Raw genomic sequence first — 16,478 nt, 5'->3', positions numbered from 1 at the left:
GAAATTGTATAATAATATTTTCTGGCCAGGGGAGAGGAGAGATTGTTTTGACAGAAGAAACACTGATGCCGACTTTACAAGCGAAAGTCGACTATTTAGAGCTTGCCGGTACGACATTCCGCTTTGAGGCACGCTTGTTTGGATTAACTGAATTCTTGCAAGCAGAACAATTACTTTTCGAAAACCCGACAGCACAAGAAGGACAGGAAACAGAACGAGAAGATGACTACATTCAATCGGAAGCACCAGAAGCACCCATTCCGCTTGAACGTGCCATCGTCTTCCGCAATAAACGAAATAAACGGACGTTCATCCTCCGCTTCCCATTTGAAGGGGACTGGACAGAAGAGACCTTTACCGGCTCATTGAACCTCAATCACATCACACCGACGGGACGTCCTTTACCAATGGGCTATTTTGATGCCTTCTTCGCAATCGTCCAGGGCAACTCGATTTTACACGAAGCCCCATTCGGCGACACACGTGCACTGATTCCGGTCATTTACCGTGTCGATACGAAACATAGCAATCTGTTATTGAAACTCGAATATGAACTCGTCGTCCAACATTCTGAGTATAGCAACACCTTAAGCTTCCATTCCCTAAAACGCGGGGAGTCAAAACGTTTCATCCGGATGATTGACCGGTACAACAAATATAAAAAGGATTTCCGCAAACGCGCCTTTAAATTCCGTCGGTTTACGTTTAAAGCCATCTACAACGTCACGAAATGGACGCAGCCGATCGCGGAAGACAAAGTCTTGCTCGCTTCCGACTCACGGAGTGATGTCAGCGGAAACTTCGCCTACATTCTCGACGAAATCGAGCGACGCGATTTGAACCTCGACGTTAAGACATTCTTCAAACCGAATCTTCAATCCCGACGCGACTGGCGTGATAAATTCACATTGCCGTATCACCTGGCAACAGCCAAAACAATTCTCGTCGATGATTTCTATCCGATGATCTATCCACTCAAAATCCGTAAAGGAACGGATCTTGTCCAGGTATGGCATGCTGTCGGAGCATTCAAGACGTTCGGTTACAGCCGTCTCGGTAAACCGGGTGGTCCAAGCGCCAACTCGCTCAGTCACCGGAACTATACGAAAGCAATCGTCAGTTCACATAATGTCGCGCGCCACTACGCTGAAGGATTCGGTCTCCGCGAAGATCAAGTCGTCGCGACCGGTATCCCACGGACGGACATGTTCTTCGACCAGGACTACATCGCTGCTGCGAAAGAACGGATTTATGAAGAATATCCAACATTCAAAACGAAAAAAGTCATCATGTTCGCGCCGACCTTCCGCGGTAATGGTGCGAAAAGTGCTTATTACGACTTCGACCAACTTGATTTAGATGCTTTGTACGAAGCGTTCCACGAAGAGTATGTCTTCGTCTTAAAAATGCACCCATTCGTTCGTCGTCGGATGGAAATTCCAGAACTGTACGCTGATTTCTTCATCGATTTGACGGATCACCGTGAAATCAATGAGTTGTTGTTCGTCTCAGACATTTTGATTACGGATTATTCTTCGACGTGTTTCGAATTTTCACTCTTGAACCGACCAATGTTATTCTTTGCTTATGACTTAGACGACTACATCTCTAAACGCGATTTCTATTATGACTTTGAAGAATTCGTGCCCGGACCAATCGTCAAAAATTCGGATGAATTGATTGAACGGATTAAAAATGAAGACTTTGAAATGGACAACGTCAAAGCGTTCGCTGAGTACTTCTTCGAGCATCAGGACGGGAAATCAAGTGCCCGGTTCGTCGATCAAATCATTCTTGGAGAGAACAAATGACGGTTGCTCCAAAGCCGATTCCCGTGCCGGCTTACGATCACTGGCTCGGGAATTACAAAGTCTTGTTGATTTTCACGGTCGTCTTCGGTCACTTGATCGAGACGTTTCGTAATCTTGACGGCAATGATTCGGTCCAAATCGCTTACAATGTCATCTACTTGTTGCACATGCCGGCCTTCATCTTCATGAGCGGATACTTCTTCAAACAAGTCCGACCAAAACGAATCATTTCGTTTGTTGTCTTGTATTTCATTTGGCAGTCGATTCATGAAGTCTATCTTGCGTATGCGAACGATAAGACGCTCGAAGGACTGATTGACGGATTACTTCATCCGCTCGTCCCAAGCTGGACATTGTGGTACTTGCTCGGCATTATCATCTGGCAAATCGTCACACCGGGGTTCCTCATCTTACGCTTCCCGCTCTTGATCAGTGTCGCTGTTGCGCTTTTAATCAATGCAGACCCGGGTGCGATCACAAACTTCCTGTCGCTCCAAAAGGTGATTAGCTTTTATCCGTTCTTCTTGATGGGCTATCTCGTCAAGGAACGCGGATGGTTAGCGAATGACGGTTTCCGCGATCGGTTGACGGGGCCTGCCGGACGACTTGTCGGTCTCGTCGTTTCACTGACGATTGCGATTTTTATGGGCATCTGGACAAAAAACGGTTTTGATACGGCATGGCTCTTTTACCGGGATACGTACGGTGAATTTGAAGTATCTCTCCTTAAGGGAGCGGCGACGCAACTGTTCCTTTATGCAGTCAGTACGGTCATGATTTTCTCCGTCCTCCTGATTGTCCCAAGACGATCTTTCGGTGAACGGTTTGACGAAATCGGGATTCAGACGTTAGCGATTTATTTACTCCATTCGTTCATCGTCCGTCTCTTCCGGGATTCCTTACCACCGGCTATCGCAGAATCACCGTTCCTGTTAATCGGCTTAGGACTTTTGCTCGCGACAGTTCTTGTCTTTGTCCTGTCGAGTCGCCCGATCGTCCGGATTTTGCGACCGTTGTTATCGCCGAATGTGAATTGGTTGTTCAAGAAAACAAGCTGATGCTTTACCTGATACGTGTAGAAGCAGGTGACTTCATCTAAAACATCCAAAAAGGGATTGTCCATCGATTTTCAGATGGCAATCCCTTTTTCCGTATCCATTTCAAAATCAATCTGGTCTTTTCAGCCCTCTAAATTGACACAGTCTTTCTCTTGAAACTAAGATGATAAGGATGACACAATAATCGCTTACATAAGCGCGCAGAAAGAAGGGGTCCCCTTGCAAGCGGATCAACGTAAAAAATTAACGGTCTTGATGATCAACATGTTCATCGCCGTCGGGAGCTTCGGGATCATCATTCCGATTCTGCCTGCTTATCTTGCCTCCATCGGACAAGGTGGAACGGCTGCCGGGCTGATGATTGCCATCTTTGCCGGCGCCCAGCTCATCATGTCTCCAGTTGCCGGAAAATGGGCCGATCAATACGGCCGTCGCAAGATGATCATCTATGGACTGATTGGTCTGACACTGTCGATGTTCGTCTTTTACTTCTCGAACTCGGTCGCAATTCTTTATCTGTCCCGTGCAATCGGTGGTATCGGTGCTGCCTTACTGATTCCGGCAATCTTTGCTTACGTCGCCGATATCACGACGATGGATCAACGGGCGAAAGGAAACAGTTATGTCTCGGCCGCGATGTCGCTTGGAATCGTCATCGGACCGGGAATCGGTGGGTTCCTCGCCGAATATGACTTAAAGTTGCCGTTACTCGTCTCAGCTCTCGTCTCGGGACTCGCCGTCTTGTTCAGCATCTTGTTGCTCAAAGAAAGTGATGTCCATGACGCAACAGCGATGGCACCGGACGAAGGATCGATGCTCAGTAAAATCGGTGCGTCGTTCCAAAAACCGTACTTCGTCCCACTCGTCATTACACTTGTCATGAGTTTTGGTCTGATGGCGTATGAATCCGTCCTTGGTCTCTTCATTGATAACCAATTCGGTGCTTCACCAAAGGATATCGCCGTCATGGTGACATCGACGGGTATCATCAGCGTTATTGCTCAAATCTTTATCGTCGACAAAATCACCCGGAGTCTGGGTGAAGGCAAAGTATTGAATATCTTTTTATTGATTGCGACACTCGGGTTTCTCGTCTCACTCTTCGCCTCGAGTTACGGCGGCTTCTTTGCCGTCACGCTGGTCATCTTCCTCGCGACGTCGATTTTACGACCTGTCTTGAACACGATGATTTCAAAACTCGCCGGGAACGAACAAGGCTTCGCGATGGGGATGAACAATGCCTATATGAGCATCGGAAACGTCCTCGGACCAACACTCGCCGGTCTGCTGTATGACGTCAATATCTTATATCCGTTCATGCTGGGACTTGTCTTCCTCGCCGTGACGTTAGTCGGCTCTGTCGTATGGCAACGCCGCCAGTCCCGGTTGATTGAAAAAATCGAACGTACGTCTTAAGTTTCACCCACTAAAAAAGAGTAGGAGGAATCCGGATATACAGCGGAGACCGCCCTACTCTTTGTTTATCGTACGACATCTAAATGAATCGGTCTTTTCTTAACGTTGCAGCTCTTTTCGAAGACGGAATTCGGTCGCAATTAAACGAAGTCCTTTCACACTGACTTCTACTGCAAGCAAGACAAACAAGAAAGCCGTCCATTCTAACCAAAGAACATGATTGAAGAGCAGTCCGCAGAGCAGTGTCGTCAGAAAAACGCGACGCGTCGTAAAAAAGCTCGCTTCCTGTATTTCGCCTACGAAACTAAGTCCCACACTGCTTACGAATAACACGAGCAAAATAGAGTACGCAACGGTCTCGATGTAATAATCCGTCACTGCATACATACTCAATCCGAACAGGATTAACACGACTTGCTTCAGCTTTTTCATCCTTTCACACTCCATGATTGATTTGTTTCATAATAACAAATCGTTCCCCTTCAAATCCGTCTTTTTTAGTGCAATATGGAAACTGATTTTTAAGAAAAATCGGAGGAAGCGTCGTCAAAGATATGTGCATCGCTGCAAGGTTACTGACGTATTGGATCCTCTTCGATTCATTTTAACCATATGCTTTTTGATGGGCTTTTTTTAACTTCAGGTAGTCTTCATCGGCCCGGATCAAGTCCCACTTCTCTTGAAAGATTTCAGCGGATTTTGCTTTTTCCGGGTCAATGTCCCGTTCGTTCAACTCGCCTTTTTCTTTATCCTTATATTTCCGCCCTCCCGGATAGTTCGCATAACGACGGGCACGTGTGTGTCCCATCTGAATGAACTTCCGTGCCATATCCATCCCGACGAAATCACCCGCCGCTTTATAGGCTAAGTACATTTCATAGATTTTTTCAGAGGACTCCTTTGCAATCTCCGGTGTCTTGAACCGCCAGTGCGGCAGGATTTCACCTTTATACGGTTCGACAAGCAGGACACCTTGCTCCCCCCGTCCGACGCGGTATTTTTCCGGTTCCTTCCGAAAGTCCGTCGTCTCGAAATCGATCTCATAATCAAATGCCACGGTTCCCACATCCCTTTAGTTAATTACAGGACAATTCCCCGCCATGCCTTCACTTAATCTTCTCGATACAATCCATGTGCATACACTTCCGTCAGCGTCCGCGCAATCTCATCAATCGTCGCCGTCGTTTCTGACCGGACGACTTCAAACAAATACATTTCATTTGCGAAAAACCACCCGCGTGCGACGAGTTTCGGATCAAGATCCATCCGGGCAAGCCCTTGCTGTTGGGCATATAAAATGTCTTGGCTGATTTGTCCGATGAACCGCTCGCGAATTTGTTTCCACTTCGTCCGGACGACGTACGATACGCCAATCGCTTGCTCGACGATCCGAAGCATCGCCCGCTCCTCATCCGCTAATCGAAGAAAGGCCGTCGCCTGTTCCAAAATCTGCTGTTTTGCGTCCGCACGCGAACGCGGCTCAAACACTTGCTCGGCAATTTTGTAAAACCGGTCCATGACGTCTTCCATCAGGACGATCAACAATTCATCCTTCCCTTCAAAATGAACGTATGCCGTTCCGTAACCGACACCTGCTTGTTTGATGATTTGTGAGATGGTTGCCGTTTGAAAGTCTTGCGATAAAAAGACGTCACGTGCTGCTACTAGCAGCTTTTCACGTGTTCGCACCGTCCGTAGATGACGTTTGTCGACTTTCGCCTGTCCTGGTTCCTTCATCCTCACACCACTCCTTTTGATTCGTTATTCGATAATATTGACACAGTGTCAATTTGTTTGCTACGCTTTTGTCAAAATTGATTGAGGATTCAGTTCGAGGAGGAACCGAGATGACACTTACCGCAAACCGTGAAGATGCAGTCCGCATGGATCAGCAAGACCAACTTGCACAGTACCGTAATGAATTTTATCTCCGTGAAGGGTCGATTTATATGGATGGCAACTCGCTTGGTCTCTTATCCAAACGTGCCGAACAGACATTGCTTGAGTCGCTTGCCGATTGGCGCGAACTCGGGATTGACGGCTGGATGCAAGGACGCCATCCTTGGTTCGAATTGTCGGAAAAACTCGCTGCCTTAAACGCCCCCCTCGTCGGCGGGCGGGCAAACGAAGTCATGGTGACCGGCTCGACGACCGTCAACCTGCATCAACTCGTCTCGACGTTCTTTGCTCCGAGCGGACAACGGACGAAAATTTTAGCGGACAGTCTGACGTTCCCGTCAGACATTTATGCACTGCAAAGCCAGCTTCGCTTACGTGGACTCGACCCAGCTGAGCACCTTGTCCAAGTCGAGAGTCGTGACGGACGTTTCCTTGACGAAGAGGATTTAATTGCTGCAATGACAGATGACATCGCCTTGATCGTCCTCCCGACCGTTTTATACCGGAGCGGGCAAGTCCTCGACATGGAGCGCTTGACGAAGGCCGCCCATGACCGGGGAATCCTGATCGGTTTTGACGGCTGTCACTCCGTCGGTGCCGTCCCCCATGCGTTTCACGACTGGGGCGTCGACTTTGCGTACTGGTGCAACTATAAACATTTAAATGGTGGACCGGGAACCGTCGGTGGTCTATTCGTCCATGAGCGGCACTTCGGGACACTCCCCGGTTTAACCGGGTGGTTCGGTTCGCGCAAGGACAAACAATTCGACATGGATCACACATTGACGCCGGCAGAAGATGCGGGTGCCTTCCAGATTGGAACACCACATGTCTTAAGTCTTGCGCCGCAAATCGGTGCCCTCGAACTGTTCGCAGAAGTCGGAATCGGTGCCGTCCGGGAAAAATCGCTCGCCTTGACGGATTATATGATGCGCCTGGTCGATGAAGAACTTTCGCCTTACGGCTTCTTCATCGGAAGTCCTCGCGATCACAAGCAGCGTGGTGCGCACTTGAGCCTCGAACATCCGGAAGCGGCGCGGATCTGTAAAGCGTTAAAAGCCCATCACATCATTCCCGACTTCCGTGCACCGAACATCGTTCGCCTCGCACCGGTCGCATTGTACAATACGTTTAGCGATGTCTACGACGTCGTTGCGACACTGAAGACCATTATGGAAGAGAAGGAATACGCGCAATTCGCAAATGAACGCGAAGTCGTCGCGTAAGGAGGTCATCATGAAAGAACACCCTACTGAACTACGACGTGACTTAAAAACGCGTCAACTGACGATGATTGCGATGGGGTCTGCCATCGGGACGGGACTATTTCTCGGAAGTGGTCTCGCGATCAGTCTCGCCGGACCGAGCGTGCTGATCAGTTATGCGATCGGCGCCTTCATCGTCTTATTACTGATGGGCTGCCTCGCCGAAATGACGGTCGCCCATCCGACTTCCGGTGCGTTCGGAACGATTGCCGAACGCTATATCAGTCCCTATGCCGGCTTTCTTGTCCGCTATTCGTACTGGGTCGCGAACGTTCTTGCCATCGGGGTCGAGGTCAGTGCCATCGCGATTTACATGAAGTACTGGTTCCCGGACGTTCCCGGTTACTTATGGATCTTATTGTTTGCCGGTGCACTCATTTATATCAATGCTACGACGGTCCATACGTTTGCGACGTTTGAATACTGGTTCTCCGTCATCAAGATCAGTGCCATTCTCATGTTCATCGTTCTTGGTGCGTACTTGATCATCGGTAGTCCGGCACCGGAAATCGGCCCGCAAAACTTCACGAATGATGGCGGATTCATGCCGTTCGGAATTTCCGGTCTGTGGGTCGCCGTCTTTATCTCGCTCTTTAGTTTTATCGGAACAGAATTAATCGCGGTTACGGCGGGTGAAGCAAAGGACCCGGACGTTGCCGTGCCGAAAGCATTAAAAGCGACGGTCTTCCGTCTCTCGACGTTTTATGTTCTGACGATCGCCGTCATGTTGATGATCGTCCCGTGGCAACAGGCCGGCGGGATTGATCAAAGTCCATTCGTCAAAGTGATGGAGCTCCTGTCGATTCCGTATGCAGGCGGCATCATGAACTTCATCATCCTAACAGCTGCCTTGTCAGCGATGAACAGTCAACTGTACGCCTCGACGCGGATGATGTACTCGCTCTCGAAAGCGACCTACGCCCCGCGGATCTTCAGTCGTCTGAACGCAAAAGGTGTTCCGCTGTTCGCACTCGGAATCTCGACACTCGGTATTTTCCTTGCTGCCGTCATCAGCAGCCAATCGAGCGTCTCCTACCCGTTCATGATGGGGATTTCGATGTTCGGTGCGATTTTCACCTGGTTCATGATTTTTATTTCCCACCTCTACTTCCGCAAAGCCTGGGAACGGGACGGCGGGCGGAAACTACCTGTCCGGATGATGGGTTATCCGTATTTGACGGCACTCGGCGCGATCTTGTTAGTCGCGCTCGTCATCACGACATGGTTCACGGACTTCCAAATTGTCCTGAAGTTCGGAATCCCATGGTTGATTTTCTTGACGATTGCCTACGCGTTTTGGAAACGAAATCATCCACCGCAAGCAGATCAACAGAAACGTTCACAATCACTTTAACGTAAAGGGGATCGATTGGAATGGAACAGACCGGTCACAATGGAATCGAGTCGACGATTCAAACGGATTTCAAGAAAGACATGTCGTACGGGGATTATTTACAGCTTGATCCACTACTAAGCAGCCAACACCGCTTATCGGATCATCATGATGAAATGCTGTTCATCATCATCCACCAGACAAGCGAGCTTTGGATGAAGTTGATTTTGCATGAGATGACGGCTGCGACAAAGGCAATTGCGGACGATCAGCTTGAACGTTCATTCAAGATGCTCGCCCGTGTCTCAAAGATTCAGCAACAATTGATTCAGTCCTGGTCCGTCCTCTCGACGTTGACACCGGCAGAGTACCTCGAGTTCCGGGATTCGCTCGGGCACTCGTCCGGTTTCCAGTCCTATCAAAACCGGCAAATCGAATTTGCACTCGGCTTTAAAAACGCGCAGATGTTGCGTGTTTATGAACATGAAACAGAATTATTCGCTCAGCTGAACAATGATTTAAAAACGCCCAGCATCTACGATGAGACCGTCCGCGCGATGGCACGACGCGGTCTCGCGATTGATTCTGCTATCCTTGAGCGCGATGTCACACAGGACTGGGAAGCTGATGCCAGTGTCGAAGCAGCCTGGGGTGAAATTTACCGTGACGTCGCACAATACTGGGACCTGTACGAACTCGGTGAGAAGTTACTCGATATCGGCAGCCAACAACAAATGTGGCGCTTCAATCACATGAGTACGGTCGAACGGATCATCGGACAAAAACCGGGTACGGGCGGCTCGTCCGGCGTCAGTTATCTCCGGCGTGTCCTTGACCACCGCTTCTTCCCGGAACTCTGGTCCGTCCGTACAAAATTATGAGGGGGAATTCCTGATGAACCGCTGGATTGATGTTTCACAACCACTGTCTTCGTCCGTGACGACATGGCCGGGAGATACGAAGTTCGACTATACGATCAGTTGGAGTAAGGCTGACACCGGATCCGTCAACGTCGGTAAGGTCACGATGAGCTTACACACGGGCACACATATCGATGCGCCGTTCCACTTTGACGATGCAGGCAAAAAAGTCATCGAACTCGACCCCGATCTTTACATCGGTCATGCACGGGTCATCTACTTACCCGGTCGGACGGAACTCGTCGCAAGTGACCTCGACGGATTCGATTTGACGGATGTCCGCCGTCTCATCATCAAGACGGACGGCTGGGTCGATAAATCGGTTTTTCCTGAGTCGATTCCCGTCCTGACACCCAGTCTCGCCGACCGACTCGGTACTCTCGGCGTCGAACTGATTGGTCTCGATCTTCCGTCCGTCGATGCGATCGATAGTAAGGAGATGGCTGCCCACCATGCACTTGCGACACATGGTGTGCATATTTTAGAAGGACTTGTCCTCGATAAAATCGCACCTGGGGACTATCACCTGAACGCGGTCCCGCTCCCGCTCGTCGATGGTGACGGCAGTCCGGTCCGTGCGTTATTACGTCCGTATTGAACAGAAAAAAGAACGTTCTCGTTTTTTCGAGGACGTTCTTTTTTGACTGTAATGAAGTAACTTTCGGACAAACGTTTCACTTTTCGTGACTCCTACGGGGAAAAGCGCACGATTTTTGCGCTGTCAGAGGCAGGCAAGACCCTGCTACTTGGTTCGTTAGAACCAGGTAGCAACGGCTTGCGCCTCGCCCGAGGAAAGCACGAGAAGGAAGACACGTTTGTCAGTCACTCACTTCGCCTAGAAACGATAGACAACACCGTTCAACGAATTACCGTCACGGGAAAGAGTGTTTCTTCAATCCGTTTCGTCACATGCGCAACCGTCGCAAGCGACTGATCGACTTGAAAACCGATATCTAACGAATGATTCGCTCCAGGAATCAGCTCAACCGTTAAGTGACTGGCCCGGCACCGTTCGAGTGCCGACGTTTCATAAAAACGGTCCGTATCACCGATGACGAGTAATCCCCGTTGCCGACTTGCGACAATCCCTTCCGCGATGAAAGGTACGGTCAAAAGCGGCGTCAGTAAAATGACTGTCGCTTCCGAAAAAACCGGTCGTTGCATTAACGTAACGAGCGGACCTGTCCCAAGGGATTTCGCGATGAACTGGTGCGTCAGATAGGTTTTTTCTTGTAAAACTTTCACGATGACGGCCTCGATCCGGCGTAGGATTTCGTCGTCCGCTTCCTCGTCCGGCAACGCATAGATGTCGTCTGACATATAGTGAATCTCAATGATATTGACATCATGATTCAGCAACATCATTCGACTATAGTAAAAGTATGGATGGTTGTAGACATAACTTGCGCCTGACAACAAAAAACAGACCTGTGATGACTCGGAATAATAATGCGTATATGAAACCAGCTGCTCCCCGACTGCGATTGTTTCGTGACGGATATCCATTGAACTCCCCCTTTTTAATTTTCCTTACTTTACCATCGATACATCATAAGGTCCATTAAAATTCCATTTCCATTCTGTAAGAAAACGGTCACCTGGCACTGACGATTCTTTTGTACACTGAATCCATCACATATCCTCTGGAGGTGCAGAATGGATTCAAAACGAAATGATGGGGTGATTGCTGTCGGTCTCCTGTGCGTCGAAGCCGGTCTTTTTGGTTTCGGTCATGCGATGTCCGTTTCACCTGAAGTCAGTTCCGGTAACGGCAATCCGGCCATTTTATTGGCAATGCTGTTAATCTTCTTATTCGTCACCAGCGTCCGTTCCGTCATCCGTTTCCTGCACCGTCTTCAAGTCCGTCCACCCGGATTGACGATTTTGCTGCTGCTCAGCGGGAGTTCCGTGCTGTTCGGTTCAATCTATCAAATCCATCACTACCGGACGTACCGGGCTGACTTGATTGATCATTTGATGCATCGCGAAGGAGCGACACGTGATTTAGAATACATTCGCTCGATCACATCCGTCTTCGACATCCACATGAATGATCAGACTTTCAATAGTACGACTTTTTTCATCTTCACTTGTGCCATCCTCCTCGTCAGTAGCTCGTTCCTGCTCCTCCATCACTGGTGGCTCAACGTACCCCGTTAAACCACACGAAAAAACAGGATCCGCTGGCGCCGTTCGTGGCACAAGTGGATCCTGTTTGTTTAACGTGCGATTTGATCCGGCGTAAAGACGGATTGTTCGACTTGTTTTAATGCGTAGAAGGCACCTTGTCGGTTCATCAACTCATCATATGTTCCGACTTCCATGACTTGTCCCTGTTCCATGACGACGATTTGATCCATCTGTTCAAGGCCTGCGAGACGATGGCTGACGAGTAGCACGGTTGCGTCTGTCGCACGTGCGAACAGTTGACGTAAAATCATTTGTTCCGTCAAGGCATCGACGGACGATGTCGGTTCATCCAGCAAGTAAAGCGGTGCTTCGCGTAAGAAAATCCGGGCAATCGCGAGGCGTTGTTTTTCGCCTCCCGATAGATTTTCTCCTTTCTCGAGCACCTTGTCAGCCAGACTAAACGTCAAATCAACCTGCCGCAACGCCAATTCCATCGCTTCATCCGTCGCTTCTTCATGTGCGAGCTGCAAGTTTTCACGAATCGTTCCGTAAAAGAAATGATTCTGTTGCAGAACGACATTCGTTTGTCGCCACAAGGCTTCCGGATCGATTTCTTCTCCACGGACACCAGCAATCGTGATTCCGTCTACTGGATACATTCGGAGCAACAGTTGAAGCAAGGTCGATTTTCCGGAGCCACTCGCGCCGACGATCGCCGTCTTCGATCCACGGGGGAACGTCACGCTGACGTCACGGAGGACGGGCCGGACTTCACCCGGAAATGAAAACGTGACGTCCGTTGCCGTAAGCATCGGGGCAGCGTCCAGTTCAAACGGAGGATATGTCGGCATGACTTCGTCCGTTACGACGTCATCGAGCCGCCGTGCAGCATGGCGGCTATCTTCGAAGAAGCCGGGTAAAATCGCCATCGGTGCCGCATTTTCGAATACCGTCAGTGATGTCATGACGAGCAACGCAAGGAACACACCATCGAGTTGACCATCCGCGACGAGGTAAGCGCCCAGTCCGAGGACGAGCCATGAGATGACTAACGTCACCAGTGTATTGAGCGCCAGGTTCGAGACGGCATGCAGTCCGTTTCGCCGTTCTTCTGCAACATAGCGGGCTGCGACTTCGTTCAGTTCCGTCTCTTTGTTCGCGAGTTGCTGATAGATTTTTAAGTCACGGTAGCCTTGGAACAACTCTGTCACTTCCGTCGAGAGTTCCCCGCGCCGCGCGCGAACGGTCCGCGCGAAACGCTGTTCCCGGTAAGCGAACCAGCCCGGGATGATGAATCCCGTCAATAACAGTCCGAACACGAGGACGAGCGCGACGCTCAGTGAGAAGAAGCTGACAAAAAAGATCGTACACAGAAAGACGAGGACGAGAATGATCGGCGGATAGACGACACGTAAAAACGTGTTCTGCAGACTCTCGACATCGCCGACGATTCGCGCGAGTAAGTCACCGCTCCGGTACTTCGCGAAGATGCCCGGCGCAAGCGGTTCGAGCCGTTTGTAAAACGTCGTCCGTAAATCACTCAAAATCGTAAACGTTGCCCGGTGCGAGTAATAACGCTCCGCATACCGACTGACGGCACGCGTCAGGCTTGATATTTTTTGCAAGGCAATCAGTACAGCGAGTGTTTGAATCGGTGGCAACAGTGCCGCCTTCGAAATCAGGAAGCCGCTTGCTGCAAACAGACCCACCGCCGTGACGCCGGCAAGAACACCAAAGACAATCGAGAGGACGATATCCCGTTTCTGGTGCAGCATCAATCGAAAAATACCCATCAATTCCTTCATCGTGTTTCCTCCCCTCGTTGGACGGCACGCATCCGTGCGTATTCCGAATCCCGTGCGAGTAACGCCTCATGTGTGCCTTGGTCGACGATCCGGCCGGCCTCTAAAATGACGATGTTGTCCGACTGTTCGATCGTATGCAGACGGTGTGCGACCGTGATGACGGTCGCCGTCCGTCCGAGTTCCTGGATTGCCTGCTGTAACAGGTGTTCCGTCTTGACGTCGAGTCCCGTCGTCGGTTCATCGAACAGGATGACGTTCGGTCGTTTTAAGAAGGCACGGGCGAGTGCGACCCGTTGTTTTTCGCCACCCGATAGACCGCGCCCCCCTTCACCGATTCCGGTGTCGAGCCCGTCCGGTAAACTCGCAATCAGTTCCCCGAGTCCTGCGGCAGCTGCCGCACGCTCGATGTCTGTCCGCGTCGCCTCCCGTAATTCACCAATGGCGATGTTGTCGGCGAGTGTCCCCGCATACAGGTAAGGATGCTGCGAGATATAGCTGAGCTGTTCAAACCAGCTCGTTTCCGTGATTTGTGCGCGTGGCTGACCATTCAGGAGCACTTCGCCGTTCTTTGGATCGGCCAGTCCCGCGAGTAACTGCAGGACGGTCGACTTCCCGGCACCACTTCGTCCGATCAAGGCGACTTTTTGGTACGGTTCGATGCGCAGCGTGACGTCGGTCAGTGCAAACCGCTCATCCTGATACGTAAAGTCCACGTTTTTTAATTCAATCCGCGGTGGTGTCGCGGACTTTAATTCAACCGTTCCGAACGTTACGCCCCGGTCGTCTTGCGTCAGTTCAGACGCAATCTGTTTCGCCGCCGCAACACTGCCCCGTCCGGTATGGAACGCAGCCCCCATCTCTTTTAAGGCCAAATAATACTCCGGTGCAAGCACGAGCATCAAGAAGGCTGGAACAAAGGTGATGCTTTGGAAGAGAATCAACCGGAGACTGACCTCAAGGGCAATCATCCCCATGCTGAGCATCGAGATGAACTCAAGCATCAACGACGACAAGAAGGCAAGCTTCAGAACGGTCAAGGTCGCATCGCGGAAGTCGAGACTGCTCCGTTCGATGACGTCCTGCTGTGCTTTCGCGCGACCAAACAACTTTAACGTCGTGATGCCTTGCAGCGTATCGAGGAAGGTTCCGGAGAACGCCGTCATCTTCTCGAGCTGTGTATCGGCACGTTTTTGTGTCATGATTCCGATGACGATGTAGAACAGTGGAATGAATGGTGCCGTGATCATCATGACGAGTCCCGTAATCCAGTCATAACTGAATGCTGCGATCAGCACCATCAAGGGAACGATCGACGTCTGGATGACTTTCGGCAAGTATTGGCTGTAATAGCTGTCCATCTCATCGACTGCGTCAAGCAATACACTGACCTTTTGTCCCGACTGACCTTGCGACATCACTTCGACGGAACTCGTCGTATACTTCGCGACGAGCGCCTGGCGTATGTCTTGTTTGACACGCGCTGCGAGGACCGTCCCGAGCCGCCCGTTCCAGTAGGTAACAGCGACCCGTAACATCAGCATGAGCAGTAAGATACCGAGTAGCGGAACAATTGCCGCAAAGGCGTCCCCTTGGAGAAAAATGCGGTCGACGATGATGACGATCAAGTACGATTGACCGATGACCGCAATCCCCATCAGGACAGCCGCCAGCATCAATTGCAACATGATCGTACGTGGAATCGAGATGATTCCTTTAAGTGGATTCATATAAAAACGCCCCTTCACAAATTGTGAACGACTTTTAGTGAATATTTTCACATATCGTACATTCAGTATACCGAATCCTTCGTTTAGTTGCCATGAGAATGCCGCTCCAAAGGTGTGACGGTTTTGTGAGAAGCGTTTTACTCGACAAAATTGCTAACGTCCACTATTATAGACAATAGTTATCCACGTTATACAGAAAGGGCGAATTACCATGCAAATGAAAACCGGAGTCGAACAATCCGTCTACGCGATGCTGTTACTGACCTTTTTGCCGGAGAAAGGACTTTTACCCGGTGAGTTCATCAGTCAGCAGCTCGGCGCGTCACCGACGTACTTTCAAAAACTATTACGTAAACTCGTCAGTGCCGACCTCCTCTTGTCTGTCCCGGGGGTCAAAGGCGGTTTCCGACTGAATCAACCTTCCGATCGGATTCGTATCTTTGACGTCTACGAAGCCATCGAAGGAAAACAATCCCTTTATGCTTCAAGTGGTGTCTTTGAGGACTTGATGGGCATCAAAGAACAGAATGTCCGCCTCTTATCGAACTTGATGACGGAAGCGGAAGACGCTTGGCAATCGACCTTAAAACGTGAAACGATCGGGTCGCTCCGACAGGAAATCGACCGGAACTGTCCCCCTGACCACTTAACGACATTGCAAGCCTTGATTGAACAACAAATGATTCGCAACTAAAAGGAGACTTACGCATGACTACACTTGACCGCTACTTTGACTTATTTGACGCTTCCCGGACTGATGAACAGGCTTTTAGTGACCTCATTTCACTCTTTTCGGACGACATCACGTTCGTCCTGAATGGACAGGAACAACACGGGATCGACGCCTGGAAAAACTTCGTCCGGCTGGTCTTCACTGCCAACCAGGACATCAAACACATGTATGAAGCCTGGCTTCCGTCAGCAGATGGTGATACATTCGAGACACGCTGGGCCGTCTGCGGCAAACGGGCTGATGGAACGGTCTTCACGCAAGAGGGAACGGACATCGCCCGCCTTGATGCGGACGGTAAAATCGTCTACCTCGCCAATGTGCCGGATGATGCGAAGATGTTCAACAATTACAACGACTAACAAAAAGAGAGACCGTTCTCCA

16 protein-coding genes are annotated in these 16,478 nt (G+C 50.1%); 10 read left to right on the top strand and 6 right to left on the bottom strand.

Features of this window, described 5'->3' with window-relative positions; all coding sequences use genetic code 11:
* Positions 1-47 precede the first annotated feature (47 nt).
* The 3 genes from AC0VYQ_RS01180 (at position 48) to AC0VYQ_RS01170 (ending at position 4,285) form a co-directional block, all read left to right on the top strand.
* Positions 48-1,811 (top strand): CDP-glycerol glycerophosphotransferase family protein, encoded by a 1,764-nt coding sequence (locus tag AC0VYQ_RS01180; RefSeq protein WP_251137231.1) that lies wholly within the window; start codon positions 48-50, stop codon positions 1,809-1,811.
* Complete coding sequence (locus AC0VYQ_RS01175) at positions 1,808-2,869, top strand: acyltransferase family protein (protein WP_475404026.1); 1,062 nt, start codon at positions 1,808-1,810, stop codon at positions 2,867-2,869. Before AC0VYQ_RS01180 ends, AC0VYQ_RS01175 begins: the two co-directional genes overlap by 4 nt.
* A gap of 219 nt (positions 2,870-3,088) precedes the next feature.
* Positions 3,089-4,285 carry an MFS transporter gene (locus AC0VYQ_RS01170; RefSeq protein WP_214894101.1) on the top strand — a complete coding sequence of 399 codons (1,197 nt, stop codon included), beginning with the start codon at positions 3,089-3,091 and terminating at the stop codon, positions 4,283-4,285.
* A 99-nt stretch (positions 4,286-4,384) separates the two neighbouring features.
* Here the strand turns inward: AC0VYQ_RS01170 and AC0VYQ_RS01165 are convergent, their stop codons facing one another.
* From AC0VYQ_RS01165 to AC0VYQ_RS01155, 3 genes are all read right to left on the bottom strand, one after another.
* Positions 4,385-4,717 carry a hypothetical protein gene (locus AC0VYQ_RS01165; protein ID WP_088836054.1) on the bottom strand — a complete coding sequence of 111 codons (333 nt, stop codon included), beginning with the start codon at positions 4,715-4,717 and terminating at the stop codon, positions 4,385-4,387.
* 172 nt (positions 4,718-4,889) lie between these two features.
* Positions 4,890-5,342: a DUF4385 domain-containing protein gene (locus AC0VYQ_RS01160; RefSeq protein ID WP_088836053.1), complete on the bottom strand. Its 453-nt coding sequence runs from the start codon at positions 5,340-5,342 to the stop codon at positions 4,890-4,892.
* Between the two features lie 53 nt (positions 5,343-5,395).
* A complete protein-coding gene (locus tag AC0VYQ_RS01155) occupies positions 5,396-6,022 on the bottom strand; it encodes a TetR/AcrR family transcriptional regulator (protein ID WP_475404025.1) in 627 nt (208 codons plus the stop codon).
* A 110-nt stretch (positions 6,023-6,132) separates the two neighbouring features.
* Here AC0VYQ_RS01155 and kynU point away from each other — a divergent pair, with 110 nt between their 5' ends.
* From kynU to kynB, 4 genes are read left to right on the top strand one after another with little or no spacing between them, the layout of a single operon-like run.
* The gene (gene kynU / locus AC0VYQ_RS01150; protein WP_475404024.1) at positions 6,133-7,410 is read left to right on the top strand and encodes a kynureninase; all 1,278 of its coding nucleotides are present in this window, start codon (positions 6,133-6,135) and stop codon (positions 7,408-7,410) included.
* Between the two features lie 10 nt (positions 7,411-7,420).
* On the top strand, positions 7,421-8,803 hold the full coding sequence (locus AC0VYQ_RS01145; protein WP_214770570.1) for an amino acid permease: 1,383 nt from the start codon (positions 7,421-7,423) through the stop codon (positions 8,801-8,803).
* 20 nt (positions 8,804-8,823) lie between these two features.
* Positions 8,824-9,663, top strand: a complete 840-nt coding sequence (gene kynA, locus AC0VYQ_RS01140) for a tryptophan 2,3-dioxygenase (protein ID WP_088836049.1) — start codon at positions 8,824-8,826, stop codon at positions 9,661-9,663.
* A gap of 13 nt (positions 9,664-9,676) precedes the next feature.
* The gene (gene kynB / locus AC0VYQ_RS01135; RefSeq protein WP_475404023.1) at positions 9,677-10,300 is read left to right on the top strand and encodes an arylformamidase; all 624 of its coding nucleotides are present in this window, start codon (positions 9,677-9,679) and stop codon (positions 10,298-10,300) included.
* 260 nt (positions 10,301-10,560) lie between these two features.
* Here kynB and AC0VYQ_RS01130 read toward each other — a convergent pair whose 3' ends face one another.
* A complete protein-coding gene (locus AC0VYQ_RS01130) occupies positions 10,561-11,208 on the bottom strand; it encodes a cyclase (RefSeq protein WP_475404022.1) in 648 nt (215 codons plus the stop codon).
* Positions 11,209-11,358: 150 nt separating this feature from the next.
* Between AC0VYQ_RS01130 and AC0VYQ_RS01125 the strand changes: the two genes are divergently transcribed.
* Complete coding sequence (locus AC0VYQ_RS01125) at positions 11,359-11,862, top strand: hypothetical protein (RefSeq protein WP_088836046.1); 504 nt, start codon at positions 11,359-11,361, stop codon at positions 11,860-11,862.
* A 59-nt stretch (positions 11,863-11,921) separates the two neighbouring features.
* Here the strand turns inward: AC0VYQ_RS01125 and cydC are convergent, their stop codons facing one another.
* Together cydC and cydD are read right to left on the bottom strand one after the other, a co-directional pair.
* Positions 11,922-13,637, bottom strand: a complete 1,716-nt coding sequence (cydC, locus tag AC0VYQ_RS01120; RefSeq protein ID WP_475404021.1) for a thiol reductant ABC exporter subunit CydC — start codon at positions 13,635-13,637, stop codon at positions 11,922-11,924.
* Positions 13,634-15,364, bottom strand: a complete 1,731-nt coding sequence (gene cydD, locus AC0VYQ_RS01115) for a thiol reductant ABC exporter subunit CydD (RefSeq protein ID WP_475404020.1) — start codon at positions 15,362-15,364, stop codon at positions 13,634-13,636. Before cydD ends, cydC begins: the two co-directional genes overlap by 4 nt.
* A gap of 211 nt (positions 15,365-15,575) precedes the next feature.
* Here cydD and AC0VYQ_RS01110 point away from each other — a divergent pair, with 211 nt between their 5' ends.
* Together AC0VYQ_RS01110 and AC0VYQ_RS01105 are read left to right on the top strand one after the other, a co-directional pair.
* Positions 15,576-16,058, top strand: coding sequence for an Rrf2 family transcriptional regulator (locus AC0VYQ_RS01110; protein ID WP_088836043.1), 483 nt, complete (start codon positions 15,576-15,578; stop codon positions 16,056-16,058).
* Between the two features lie 14 nt (positions 16,059-16,072).
* Entirely contained in the window at positions 16,073-16,456 is a 384-nt protein-coding gene (locus AC0VYQ_RS01105; RefSeq protein ID WP_475404019.1) for a nuclear transport factor 2 family protein, read from the top strand.
* The last annotated feature ends 22 nt before the right edge of the window (positions 16,457-16,478 follow it).

The sequence above is a fragment of the Exiguobacterium sp. QJM3NY_9 genome, assembly GCF_056173545.1.
This window is presented reverse-complemented; position numbering and strand designations above follow the sequence as displayed.

What these genes read in the sequence shown, in the direction of transcription:
- AC0VYQ_RS01175 (WP_475404026.1), top strand. Translation starts at nt 1,808, where the DNA reads ATGACGGTTGCTCCAAAGCCGATTCCCGTGCCGGCTTACGATCACTGG.
- AC0VYQ_RS01165 (WP_088836054.1), bottom strand. Translation starts at nt 4,717, where the DNA reads ATGAAAAAGCTGAAGCAAGTCGTGTTAATCCTGTTCGGATTGAGTATG.
- AC0VYQ_RS01155 (WP_475404025.1), bottom strand. Translation starts at nt 6,022, where the DNA reads ATGAAGGAACCAGGACAGGCGAAAGTCGACAAACGTCATCTACGGACG.
- kynU (WP_475404024.1), top strand. Translation starts at nt 6,133, where the DNA reads ATGACACTTACCGCAAACCGTGAAGATGCAGTCCGCATGGATCAGCAA.
- AC0VYQ_RS01145 (WP_214770570.1), top strand. Translation starts at nt 7,421, where the DNA reads ATGAAAGAACACCCTACTGAACTACGACGTGACTTAAAAACGCGTCAA.
- kynA (WP_088836049.1), top strand. Translation starts at nt 8,824, where the DNA reads ATGGAACAGACCGGTCACAATGGAATCGAGTCGACGATTCAAACGGAT.
- kynB (WP_475404023.1), top strand. Translation starts at nt 9,677, where the DNA reads ATGAACCGCTGGATTGATGTTTCACAACCACTGTCTTCGTCCGTGACG.
- AC0VYQ_RS01130 (WP_475404022.1), bottom strand. Translation starts at nt 11,208, where the DNA reads ATGGATATCCGTCACGAAACAATCGCAGTCGGGGAGCAGCTGGTTTCA.
- AC0VYQ_RS01125 (WP_088836046.1), top strand. Translation starts at nt 11,359, where the DNA reads ATGGATTCAAAACGAAATGATGGGGTGATTGCTGTCGGTCTCCTGTGC.
- cydC (WP_475404021.1), bottom strand. Translation starts at nt 13,637, where the DNA reads ATGAAGGAATTGATGGGTATTTTTCGATTGATGCTGCACCAGAAACGG.
- cydD (WP_475404020.1), bottom strand. Translation starts at nt 15,364, where the DNA reads ATGAATCCACTTAAAGGAATCATCTCGATTCCACGTACGATCATGTTG.
- AC0VYQ_RS01110 (WP_088836043.1), top strand. Translation starts at nt 15,576, where the DNA reads ATGCAAATGAAAACCGGAGTCGAACAATCCGTCTACGCGATGCTGTTA.
- AC0VYQ_RS01105 (WP_475404019.1), top strand. Translation starts at nt 16,073, where the DNA reads ATGACTACACTTGACCGCTACTTTGACTTATTTGACGCTTCCCGGACT.